Source organism: Flammeovirga sp. AWQ4_249 (assembly GCF_056161045.1).
Genome location: NZ_JBSWYJ010000011.1, coordinates 113697 through 126395 on the forward strand (window position 1 = coordinate 113697; position 12699 = coordinate 126395).

10 protein-coding genes are annotated in these 12699 nt (G+C 33.2%); 8 read left to right on the forward strand and 2 right to left on the reverse strand.

Translation table 11 applies throughout. From position 1 onward, the window contains the following. Positions 1–6: 6 nt before the first annotated feature. From ACXAHM_RS10940 to ACXAHM_RS10960, 5 genes are all read left to right on the forward strand, one after another. Positions 7–1050, forward strand: coding sequence for a YbbR-like domain-containing protein (locus ACXAHM_RS10940; protein ID WP_474960481.1), 1044 nt, complete (start codon positions 7–9; stop codon positions 1048–1050). An 8-nt stretch (positions 1051–1058) separates the two neighbouring features. Beyond that, a complete protein-coding gene (gene coaE / locus ACXAHM_RS10945; RefSeq protein ID WP_474960482.1) occupies positions 1059–1652 on the forward strand; it encodes a dephospho-CoA kinase in 594 nt (197 codons plus the stop codon). 155 nt (positions 1653–1807) lie between these two features. Further along, complete coding sequence (gene purH, locus ACXAHM_RS10950; RefSeq protein WP_474960511.1) at positions 1808–3355, forward strand: bifunctional phosphoribosylaminoimidazolecarboxamide formyltransferase/IMP cyclohydrolase; 1548 nt, start codon at positions 1808–1810, stop codon at positions 3353–3355. Between the two features lie 138 nt (positions 3356–3493). Beyond that, a complete protein-coding gene (locus ACXAHM_RS10955; RefSeq protein WP_474960483.1) occupies positions 3494–3805 on the forward strand; it encodes a hypothetical protein in 312 nt (103 codons plus the stop codon). Further along, entirely contained in the window at positions 3805–4041 is a 237-nt protein-coding gene (locus ACXAHM_RS10960) for a 4a-hydroxytetrahydrobiopterin dehydratase (protein WP_474960484.1), read from the forward strand. The genes ACXAHM_RS10955 and ACXAHM_RS10960 overlap by 1 nt, the downstream gene beginning before the upstream one ends. Here the strand turns inward: ACXAHM_RS10960 and mutL are convergent. Both mutL and ettA read right to left on the reverse strand, forming a co-directional pair. Beyond that, the gene (gene mutL, locus ACXAHM_RS10965) at positions 4038–6044 is read right to left on the reverse strand and encodes a DNA mismatch repair endonuclease MutL (RefSeq protein WP_474960485.1); all 2007 of its coding nucleotides are present in this window, start codon (positions 6042–6044) and stop codon (positions 4038–4040) included. The genes ACXAHM_RS10960 and mutL overlap by 4 nt on opposite strands. A 178-nt stretch (positions 6045–6222) precedes the next feature. Continuing rightward, the gene (gene ettA / locus ACXAHM_RS10970) at positions 6223–7911 is read right to left on the reverse strand and encodes an energy-dependent translational throttle protein EttA (RefSeq protein ID WP_474960486.1); all 1689 of its coding nucleotides are present in this window, start codon (positions 7909–7911) and stop codon (positions 6223–6225) included. Between the two features lie 470 nt (positions 7912–8381). Between ettA and ACXAHM_RS10975 the strand changes: the two genes are divergently transcribed. From ACXAHM_RS10975 to porN, 3 genes are all read left to right on the forward strand, one after another. Beyond that, a complete protein-coding gene (locus ACXAHM_RS10975) occupies positions 8382–10181 on the forward strand; it encodes a DUF349 domain-containing protein (RefSeq protein ID WP_474960487.1) in 1800 nt (599 codons plus the stop codon). 162 nt (positions 10182–10343) lie between these two features. Then, the gene (locus tag ACXAHM_RS10980; protein ID WP_474960488.1) at positions 10344–11510 is read left to right on the forward strand and encodes an endonuclease/exonuclease/phosphatase family protein; all 1167 of its coding nucleotides are present in this window, start codon (positions 10344–10346) and stop codon (positions 11508–11510) included. A 230-nt stretch (positions 11511–11740) separates the two neighbouring features. Beyond that, positions 11741–12604 carry a type IX secretion system ring subunit PorN/GldN gene (porN, locus tag ACXAHM_RS10985; RefSeq protein WP_474960489.1) on the forward strand — a complete coding sequence of 288 codons (864 nt, stop codon included), beginning with the start codon at positions 11741–11743 and terminating at the stop codon, positions 12602–12604. Positions 12605–12699: the final 95 nt, after the last annotated feature.

The following is a 12699-nucleotide window of genomic DNA, read 5'->3' on the forward strand; positions in this document are numbered from 1 at the left end:
AACAATATGCCAGATAAAAAGAAATATCAAATTCCAGACTTTAAAAAGCTAGTGAGTTGGTCGAAAGAAAAATTCGATGAATTTATAGAAGACAGTAGCTTTTTGCATGAAATAAAAACATGGGACTGGAGTGCAATGATAATTTGTTTTATGACTGCATTTATTTTTTGGATTTTCCACTCTCTCAATGAAGACCATACTTCTACAATCGAAATAACAGTTGATGTAAAAGTAGAAGGTGATAATGTTGTCGCTCTGCAAGAACCTCCAGAATATGTTAGTGTGAATGCTACAGGGAATGGATGGACTCTTTTGTCTAAATCTCTTGGTGTTGGAAAAAATAAATTGACAATCAATCTTGAAGATCCAGTTTCTGTTAAATATTTAGCAGGAAAATTCTTATTAAAAGAATTGACACAGGTGCTAAAAGGTCTAAAAGTAAATTATATTTTAGAAGATACTTTAGCTTTTGATTACGATACACTTACAAATAAAAGATTAGCGGTAGAAATTGATTCATCTTCATTTCATTTTCAAAATGGATACAGAAGAGTTGGGAAAATAAATGTGTCACCTGATAGTGTTACATTTCGAGGACCATCTACAGAATTAGCTTTATATCCTGATGTATTAAAATTATCTTCTGAAGATGTAGAGCCAATTGCAGAAGATTTAAATGAATATATTCCAATAGAGACACCAATTTTTAATGATAAACGATTGGTTGTTTCTCAATATGATGAAGTAAAAGTATCCTTCGATGTGTATTATTTTATATCCTCAACAGATAAAACTCGTATTTTAAAAGTTAATTTTCCCGAAGGAAGTGATTCATTATTTTTGTTAGATCCTAAGGATGTGTATATTAGCTATAACATAAGAGAAGACCTAATCAATAGCATAGACTCTATCCCTGTAATTATTGATTACAAGGATATAAATTGGGCAGATTCTACGGTAACACCAAAGGTGTTTTTAGACAACGAAGATTATGAGAACGTAACCCTCTCACCTAAGCACCTAAGAGTGCGAAAGATCAAATTAAATTAAGAATTAATATGCAAGTAGGAATTACTGGTGGTATTGGTGCTGGTAAAAGCTTTATTTGTAGAGTTTTTAAAGTTTTAGGAACTCCAATTTATAACGCTGACATTAACGCTAAAATGTTGATGACCGAAGACCCGGAAATTATCAAAGAAATTAAATTAGCATTTGGAAAAGATGCTTACCTTGAAAATGGAAATTTAAATCGTGCTTATCTAGCCAATCAAATTTTTAAAGATCAAGATAAACTAACGGTGATGAATAATATTGTTCATCCTAGAGTTGCTAATCATTATGAAAATTGGGTGAAGTTAGAATTAGAAAGACATCCTTATGTTGTCAAAGAAGCTGCATTGATGTTTAGTAATGGCACTTATAAAAAAATGGATAAGATTATTTTAGTAGATGCTCCATCTGAAAAAAGAATTCAGAGAGTAATAGCACGTGACCATCGAACTCCCTCTCAAATTGAAGAAATTATAGGAAAACAAAAGAAGGAAGAAGAAATGTTTGGTCTTGCTGATTTTACTATTCAAAATGATGATTCCTCACTTATTATTCCTCAAATTATTGAACTACATAAATCTTTTTCCTCAGATAATAATTAAAGTGAATTAATATTAATCAGAATAAATATTCATTTAAAAGACTAAAAATTATAGGTATAATACCATGATTTTTAGTCTTTTTTTGTCGGTCTAGTCTTTTTTTTACCTTGAAATGATTACTTTCGCAGCATAATCATTAAATCAAAGATTATCAAATAACTATGAAAAAGGTCGAGTCAGCACTCATTTCGGTTTTTTACAAAGACAATCTAGCGCCAATTGTAAAACTGTTACAAGAAAATGGTGTCACTATCTACTCAACAGGTGGTACACAGAGTTTTATAGAAGAACTAGGAGCCGAAGTAACGGCTGTTGAAGACTTAACTTCGTATCCTTCTATCCTTGGAGGACGTGTTAAAACTCTACATCCCAAAATCTTTGGAGGTATCCTAAACAGAGGAGACAATGAAACAGATCAAGCTCAAATTGCGGAATATGAAATCCCTAATATTGACTTGGTAATTGTCGATTTATATCCTTTTGAGGAAACTGTAGCGTCAGGTGCAGAACATCAAGCAATCGTGGAAAAGGTAGATATCGGTGGTATCTCTTTAATTCGTGCAGCTGCTAAAAACTATAAAGATACTTTAATTGTATCTTCTAGAGAGCAGTATAATGAAGTAGCAGAAATTCTTTCTGAAAAGAAGGGATCAACTGATCTAAAAGATCGTTTACGTTTTGCTGCTAAAGCATTTGACATCTCGTCTCACTATGATGCTAAAATCTTCGAATACTTCAACAGTGTTGTTGCTGAGGAAGAAGAAGAAATTCCAAGCCTTAAAGTATCAGAGCGTTCAGCTAAAACACTTCGTTATGGCGAAAACCCTCATCAAAAAGGTACTTTCTATGGTGATTTATCAGAAATGTTTGATCAGTTGAACGGTAAGGAGCTTTCTTACAACAACTTGGTTGACGTAGATGCCGCTGTTGCATTGATTGATGAGTTTCCTGCGGAAGAAGGAGCTGCATTTGCAATCTTAAAGCATACAAATGCTTGTGGTGTAGCTTTAGGAAGTGATGTAAAAGACGCTTACTTGAAAGCTTTAGAATGTGATAACGTTTCTGCTTTCGGTGGTGTATTGATCAGTAACAAAGAAATTGATTTAGCAGCAGCTGAAGAAATTCACAAATTGTTCTGTGAAGTAGTTATCGCTCCAGGTTTCTCTGAAGAGGCATTAGCACTTTTAAAAGGAAAGAAAAACAGAATCATCCTTAACAGAAAAGAAGTTACTTTAGGTAAAGTTCAATATAAGTCATTATTAAATGGTGTATTGGCTCAGGATAAAGATCTTCAAACTGAAACTTGGGAAGATTTAAAAACGGTTACTGAAAAGTCACCTACAGATGCTCAAACTGCAGCTTTATTGTTTGCAAATAAAATCTGTAAGCATACAAAATCAAATGCTATCGTTTTAGCAAAGAATGGTCAATTGTTTGCGAGTGGTGTAGGACAAACTTCAAGAGTAGATGCATTAAATCAAGCCATCCTTAAAGCAAAAAGCTTTGGATTTGATTTATCAGAAGCTGTAATGGCATCAGATGCATTCTTCCCATTCCCTGATTGTGTGGAAATCGCACAAAAAGAAGGAATTGAAGCAGTAATCCAGCCAGGTGGATCTATTAAAGATCAAGATTCAGTAGATTTCTGTAATCAAAATGGTGTGGCAATGGTGATGACAGGAGTTCGTCATTTCAAACACTAGAATATAAATTAAGCTTTGCTTATTAAGAAACCGATACCTTAGGTGGTGTCGGTTTTTTTTATTCCCGATTTTAAATTTGTATTATTACATCAATAAACTTCAATTTACATTTGCAATAATTTATCAAAAACTAATAAAATGGAAAATACTCAATCTATTCAAGATAAACGTTCTATATCAATGATTAGAGCAAAGAGAATATTAGTGATTTCACAATTGATTTATCTTATTATTCTCCCAGCAAATTATTTTCACTTTTTTGAAGGAGAAAACTTTATTACTATCAATGCTTGCGTTTTTGGGTTAGTAACGGGAGCTTTATTTATCATTACATTCTATAATATTGATCAGAATATAATGTCAATTTTTAAAAGTAAAGTATTGAATTTATTATTCTACACTCTTCTTTTAGGATCTTTTATTTACAGCTTTAATATTATTTTAAACTAATGGCTTGGGAAGAAAAAAATAATCAACTTCAAAAAACTTTTACCTTTAAAGACTTCTCTGAAGCTTTCGCTTTTATGACTAGAGTTGCCTTTCTTGCCGAACAGCAAGAGCATCATCCTAATTGGTCAAATGTTTGGAATACAGTAGAAATACACCTTACAACACATGATGCAGGAAATACTGTAACAGAAAAAGATAGGAAATTAGCAGCTGCAATTGATCAATTATTGGACTAACGAATATTGAATAGTCCTTCAATCTGAGCAGTGTCCATTAAAACGATTGTTTTCTTGCCATCAGGCGTGTAATTCGGTGATGTACAAGAGAACAATTGTTCTATCATAGATTTCATTTCTTGTAATTCAAGAACTTGACCTGCCTTTATACATGCTCTCTTTGCTAAAGCACGTGCAATATTCTCATTAGCTGTAAGACGTAATTCTTGATTATGCTTTACTTGCTCTAATAACTCTTCAAGAATTTCTTGTTCGTCACCGCCTTGAATGATAGCGGGGATACCTTTGATTAGGATTGTATTATCCTCTTCCATTGTAAAACTGAAACCTAAAGCTGTAATCTCAGGTGAAAATTCAGTAAACAATGCAAAGTCAGCAGGACTTAATTGTACTTTTTTAGAGAAAAGTAATTGTTGAGATACCCCAGAAGAATTGTCAATTTGAAGTAAGAATTTCTCATAAAGAATTCTTTCATGAGCAGCTTCTTGATTCATCAACATCACGCCAGATTTTACCTGATACATGATAAACTTCTGATGTAACTGTGTTGGGATAACACTGTCAGAAGGAAATCCTTCATTATCTGAAAGTTCTTCTTCAGAATGTTGAATATCATTTGCTCTACTACTGTAAGTAATAGGTTCATCTGGAGTTTCAGGAGTAGAAAAATTGTTCGAAGAAATCTGTTCTTCTTCTTGATTCCAAGGGGTGAAATCAGGCATATCATTTGAGCCTTTATCACTCCATGAATTTAAACGAGAAGAAACTTTGACAAAATCTTCACCATTATTTTCTTGATCAAAAGGAACATTTAATACAAAATCATCTAATGGAGTAGAGGTACTTACATTATCATTAAATGAGTTTGAGTTTACTTCAGATGGAGAAGGAAGATCAGGAATATTTGAGGTAAGATCAATATCCATTGGAGATGGACTCATTGGTAATGGGGATGTCTTATCTTCGTCTTTTGCAAAATTGACATCAATTCCAAAATCAATAGAAGGAGCAACTCCATAACTTGCTAATGCTTGCTTTACAGCTGCACTAACAATGGCATAAGTTGTTCTTTCATCAGCAAATTTCACCTCAGTTTTTGTAGGATGTACATTGACATCCACATTTGCAGGATCTAATTCAATGAAAAGAAGGTAAAAAGGAAAATGATTTTCAGGAAGAATATTTTCATAAGCAGTCATAATAGCATGATTTAATGCAGAATGCTTAATGTATCTTCCATTTACAAAGAAAAATTGTTCACCACGTGTTTTCTTTGCATTCTCTGGTTTTCCGATATATCCTTTTACTTTGATAACACCTAAATCCTCTTGACAAGGATATAATTGTTCTTGATAAGATTTACCAAACATAGAAACAATACGTTTTGCAATGTTTCCTGCTCTTAAGTTGTAAATTTCTTTATCATCAGAAATCATCGTCATTGAAATTTCAGGATGAGCAAGTGCTACACGTTGAAATTCATCAATGATATGTTTTAATTCAACAGGATTTGATTTTAAAAACTTTCGTCTTGCTGGAACATTAAAGAATAAGTTTTTGACAGAAAAAGCAGTTCCTTGTGGCGTATTAATTGGTTCTTGATTTTTCACTTCAGAACCTTCAATTTCCAATAGAACACCTAATTCATCTTCTTCTCTACTTGTTTTTACACTGACTTGAGCAACAGCAGCAATAGAAGCAAGAGCTTCACCTCTAAAACCGAAAGTATTGATATTAAATAAATCGTCAGAAGTATTAATTTTAGACGTAGCGTGACGCTCGAAACTCATGCGAACATCTGTTTCAGACATTCCACATCCATTATCGATTACTTGGATTAATGTTTTCCCAGCATCTTTTACTTTTAATACGATGGAGTCACTGCCAGCATCGATGGCATTTTCTACCAATTCCTTCACTACAGAAGCAGGTCTTTGCACTACTTCTCCAGCTGCAATTTGATTGGCTAATGACTCAGGTAATAATCGTATAACGTCTTGCATATTCTAGTTTTGACGAGTTATCTAAGAATAGTAATATCTCAAATTAATGTTGAAAAAATTCAATAAAAAAGAATCTTACCACAAATACAAAAATAACCTCTTTTAGGTTTAAAAAAAATGCTTCTTGACCCATATATTAAGGAAAAGAAGCATCTTTTAGAAAAGTTATGACAAAAATCTATTTCATCAATTTTTTATATTTCAATCTCTTCGGAGTTGTATTACCTACTTCCTCACGTCTTTTCGCTTCATATTCAGAGAAGTTACCTTCAAAGTAACGAACTTTTGAGTCTCCTTCGAAAACTAATAGGTGAGTAGCTAATCTATCCAAGAACCAACGGTCGTGAGAAATAATTACTGCACATCCTGCAAAATTTTCTAATGCTTCCTCTAAAGAACGCATTGTATTTACATCCAAATCGTTGGTAGGCTCATCAAGTAAAAGTAAGTTAGAACCCTCTTTAAGCGTCATAGCCAACTGTACTCTGTTTCTCATACCTCCAGAAAGATCACCAACTTTTTTTGATTGATCATTTCCGGCAAAATTAAACTTACTTACATAAGAACGAGAGTTGACTTGTTTACCGCCAATCTCCATAAGTTCATTTCCTCCAGAAATTGTTTCCCAAACTGTTTTATTAGGGTCCATCAGTGTATGTTCTTGATCGATATAACCAATTTCAACAGTTTCACCAACATCAAAAGTACCACTAAGTGGCTTTAACTGACCTGTAATTAACTTAAATAAAGTAGTTTTACCAGCACCGTTGGGTCCAACAATACCTACAATACCACCTTGAGGTAAAGTGAAGTTTAGGTCTTCATATAATACTTTATCATCGAAAGCCATAGAAACACCTTTCGCTTCTATTACTTTACTACCTAATCGAGCTCCTGCAGGAATATAGATTTCTAATTGTTGTTCTTTTTCAGCCGCTTCCTCATTTAATAAGTTTTCATAAGAAGATAAACGGGCTTTTTGTTTCGCATGTCTACCTTTTGGCGTCATACGAATCCAATCTAATTCTCGCTCTAAAGTCTTTTGACGTTTAGTTTCTTTCTTTTCTTCTTGCGCTAAACGTTTCTGTTTTTGATCCAACCATGAAGAATAGTTTCCTTTCCATGGAATACCTTCACCACGATCAAGTTCAAGAATCCAACCAGCTACATTATCAAGGAAGTAACGGTCGTGAGTTACTGCAATGACAGTTCCTTTGTATTGTTGTAAATGTTGCTCTAACCAGAATACTGATTCAGCATCCAAGTGGTTGGTAGGTTCATCCAAAAGAAGCACATCAGGAGATTGAAGTAGCAATCTACATAATGCAACTCTACGTTTTTCACCACCCGATAAGACACCTATTTTTTGGTCTTCAGGAGGACAACGTAGAGCATCCATTGCTCTTTCTAATTTACTATCCAACTCCCATGCATCAATATTATCTAATTTCTCTTGAACTTCACCTTGACGTTCGATCAATTTATTCATTGCATCTGGATCTTCTAAGATCTCAGGTTCTGCAAATTTTAAATTGATTTCTTCGAATTCTTGTAATAAGTCAACAGTCTCTTGAACTCCTTCTTGGACAATTTCTTTGACTGTTTTTTCAGGATCTAATTCTGGTTCTTGTTCTAGATAACCGATACTGTATCCTTGTGAAAAAACAACCTCTCCACGATACTCTTTATCTACTCCTGCTATGATTCTCAAAAGAGATGATTTACCTGATCCATTTAGACCTAAAACACCAATCTTTGCACCATAGAAAAAGGACAAATAAATATTTTTAAGAACTTGTTTATTAGGAGGGTAAACCTTTGATACCCCTGCCATTGAGAAAATGACAGTTTCATTATTGTTGCTCATATTTTTTCGTTTATTGAACTAAAAATCCTTTTTTTCCGTAAATGTAGAAGAATACTGTAATTAATCACTAATAAAAGTGAGTATATCATGGTAAAATTTGCAAATGAAAAAGGAAGGTAGCAAATTGCATGTTATATTATAAGACGTATGATAATTGTGACCAATTTAATTAGTATGGCACAATTCTTATAAATAAATTATATATCTCATTAGGAAAATATAGTTTGACTAAAAAGAAATTTAAAATAGATATACAAAAAATACATTTTAATTTAAAAATTATCATAATTCGGTTTGTAAGAGACTATCATAAACTATTGATCATTTCAATTTAATAAGTTGATCAAAAACATTTTAATACTAGGTTTATGACTATGTATTAATTGATATTATCTTCACCAATTTATATTATTAATATTTTAATCAACAGCTTTTATTATCATTAAAAGACCAAACAGGCGAAAATAGCGATGTCAGATTCCCAAATTATCGAGCACAAGAACATTACAGAGTACGGCTATGTAAAAGATGGTAAAGTATACCTAAGAGGATACTACCACTTTAATGACAGAGAAATCGGAGTTGTTAGAGAAAGTGAAGAAGAAAGTTTACAATACTTTGTAGACCGTTTCACTATGGTTACTAACAAAGTTTTAGCTGTAAAAGAAGCAGTACACACTGCTGAAAACAAAGGATCTTTCTTAATGAAATTGATCCACATGCGTACTTACTTAGCATCATTCAATGGATTAGGTGACTTTACTGAGTTATACGAAATCATTAATGTACTTGAGGATGAAATCAACGAGTATATTGCAGTAAACAGAACGAAAAACCTAGAAATTAAAACTGCTTTACTAAAAGAAGCAGAAGAATGGAAAGGAAGTACTGATTGGAAAGAGGCTTCTCTTCGTTTCAAAGAAATCAAAATGAACTGGATCAAGACAGGTTCTGCCGTTAAGGAAGAAGAAGAAGAATTGTCTGAAAAGTTCAATGCATATATGGATGAGTTCTACCAAGCTAGAACTGATTTTTATGAAAAACAAAATGCACTTCACGAAGAAAGCATTGATCAATATGAAGCATTATTGATCAAAGTTAGAAGAATCAACCGTATGGGTGGTGGTGAAGATCATGCTCAAGAAGTTAAAGATTTGCAAAATCAATGGAGAGAAGTTCCAGTGGTTCCTAAAAAGAAAATGGGATTCTTGTTTCAAGACTTCAAACGTGAAACTGCAAAATTCTTTGGTTCTATAAATGGTGGAGGTTACCAACAAGGTGGCGGATATCAACAACGCGGCGGCGGATATCAACAACGCGGCGGCGGATACCAACAACGCGGCGGCGGATACCAACAACGCGGTGGCGGAGGTTACCAACAACGCGGTGGTGGCGGAGGTTACCAACAACGCGGCGGTGGCGGAGGTTACCAACAACGCGGCGGTTACCAACAACGTGGTGGTGGCGGAGGCTACCAACAACGTGATAATGGCGGTTACCAACAACGCGGCGGTTACCAACAACGTGATAATGGCGGCTACCAACAGCGTGGTGGTGGCGGAGGCTACCAACAACGTGATAATGGCGGTTACCAACAACGCGGCGGTTACCAACAACGTGATAATGGCGGTTACCAACAACGCGGCGGTTACCAACAACGTGATAATAGCGGTTACCAACAACGCGGCGGTTACCAACAACGTGATAATGGCGGTTACCAACAAAGAGAGAACTACGGTGGTGGCGGAGACAGACCAGCATATAGCACAAGAGATATGGGTGGAATGTCAAACAAAGCACCATTAGAGTCTAAAAAAGATTTACTAGATACTGCAGAAAAGTACCTAAGTGATGGAGCACCATTCAACATTGCTAACATCAAGCAATTACAAAATGGTTGGAAATCTCTTGGTAAAGAGCCATCTCAAGAAGATAAAGAGATGAACTTACGTTTCCGTATTGTTTGTAATGAAATCTTTGAAAGTCACTTCTTAGAGCGTACAGCTAAGAACGAGGAGCCAGACTTATATAGCTTATCTGATTTTGAACAATTAAAAATCAAATTAGATATCTTAAGAGAGTCTATCCGTAAAGACGAGCAAGAATTATTTGAATTCAATGCTAAATATTCTTCAATTCTATCTTCAGCAAATGCTGAGCAAAACACAGAAAATTATGCTTTATACCAAGAGCGTAATAACTATGTGAATAAATTGAAGACTAAACAACGTATCCTGAAGAAATTAGAAGATAAGTTGTTAGCTATGTAATTCAAATTGGAAATATTTGAATCTAAAAGTACCTCAAGTGAAAATTTGAGGTACTTTTTTTTGTATTAATTATTCCCTCTATTTTGATGTATCACAATAGTTAAAACTTTCTGCTAACTTGCACGAAACTTCATAAAACTTCGATCTTGACTTTAATTTTAAATGAAAAAACTACATACTACTTTATTAATAAACACACTAGTTTTATTTTTTGGAGGACAAATATTTGCTCAAAGTATTAATGATCTTTCATTTGGGTCAAATACAACTTTTGACATAATCACATGGAATATTGAAAGATTTCCCAAACGAGGTTCTTCGTCAGTAGATTCTGTCGAAAAATTAATAAAAATATTAGATGCCGATTTGATTGGTTTACAAGAAGTAGGTGACTCTACAGTTTGTAGACAAATGATTGATAGAATTGCTGGTTATGAACTTTTTATGGATAATGATTGGTTTGGTGGGCTAGCTTATGTCTATAAAACAAGTACTGTTGAGGTACAATCAATCTATAAAATTTATGATACATCTCCATATTGGAAAATATTCCCTAGGTCTCCTTTAGTAATCGAATTTATTTATGGTGGTGATAAAATGATTGCCATCAATAATCATTATAAATGCTGTGGAGATGGTGTATTAGTAATAGGAGATACATCAGATGAAGAGTTTAGACGATATGAAGCAAATGAGTTATTAAAAGAATATATTGATGAAAACTTTCCCTCAGAAAAGGTAATAGTATTAGGGGATTTAAACGATATTTTAACGGATAGAAATCCTAATAATGTATTTGAAATGTTTATCAACGACTCTGATAATTATCTCTTTGTTGATCAAAATATTGCAGAAGGAAACTCAGAAGATTGGTCTTATCCTAATTGGCCATCTCATTTAGATCATATTTTGATAACAAACGAATTATTTGAGGCATATGGACGTTTGGAATCAAAAGTAAGTACCATTAGAATTGATGACTTTATATCAGGAGGATTTAGAAATTACGATTATCATATCTCTGATCATAGACCAGTTGGGTTAAATATTGAATTGAACCCAGAAATACCTACTAGCTTATTTAAGAAGGACTTTCCAAACTTTAAAATTGTACCTAATCCATCAGAAAGTTCAACAAAAATTAATCTAACGGATTTCCAAGGAGAGGTAATTATAAGTATTAGTGACCTTAATGGAAGAGTAGTTGACACAAAAAAATATCAAGGAAATCAAGTTCTGAATTTAAACTATAATGGTCCAGCTGGAATTTATTTGGTTAATGTTGAAAGTAGTAAAGGTAAATCGACGCTTAAATGGATTAAACAATAAATACTTTGTAGCTATTCTTAATATAAGTTTATGATAGATTAGTTTAGGCACTTTTTCCTATTTCTTTTAGTTATGATATAAAATACCTTTATAAATAGTAATGGTCTTACACCAATTACGATTTATTTTAGAAAACCTGTTTAATTTGTAGTATAACCTAATGGGCTATAATGTGGCATGATATTTTTATTATATCTAAATACGTTATAGAAATAATCCATATTATCATTATGCAAAAGAAATTAATCATATATATATTATCCGCTTTTTTGTTCTTAGTACAACATAATACTCAAGCACAAATGGCAGATACTTTATCTAATCCACACTCCATGATGAACATTCAAAATTATGAAGTGATGTGGAAAAAGTCTCTTTGGTTTAGAGTAAACTTACAGACTAAGGTAAATTATGGTTTCTTCTCTAAGAATAAAGAATTAACTAAGATTATCATTGATGCTGTTAAGAATGATAGAATCGTTCCTTACAGAAGTGATACTTTAGATACACGATTATCGAAAGAAGAATTCTTATCAAGACTGATAATTCCTCAAACTACAGGAAACGGTGATACTTTAGATGATGATGACGCAGCATGGGGAGATATTGATGGTACATCTTTTAAAGATGATAGCGGACAAAAACCTGGTGAAGAATATACAGCTGATCGTCTTTGGGTAATCGAAATGAAAGTAGATAGAATTTTCGATAAAAGAAGATCGAAAATGTATAATGATATTGTAGCAATCAACCTGATTATTCCTGCTTCAGAGAATCCTAAAGGTATAGATATTGAATTGGGTTCATTTTCTTATAGAGAATTAAATGAACTTGTATTCCATATGAGAGGTGATGATGGAAAACTTATAGAAGATCCTAACGCTATTTGGTATAATGCAGCTAATACTGCTCAAAATAGAAATTTAGGAGACGCATTTGCTCTTGAACTATATGATGGTAGATTGATCAAGTTTGAGAACCCTCAGGATAATTCTATTATCATGATGTATGGAAATAATAAACGTTCGTTATATCAATCACAAGAAGCTGTGTATAAATTAATGGAATACGAAGCTTTATTGTGGGAATATTAAAAACATTATTGTAATATATATTAAAGTCATATCATCGATATGACTTTTTTTGTACATTTATTTTTAGGTGAAGTTAGACTCTATTTTTTTACTAT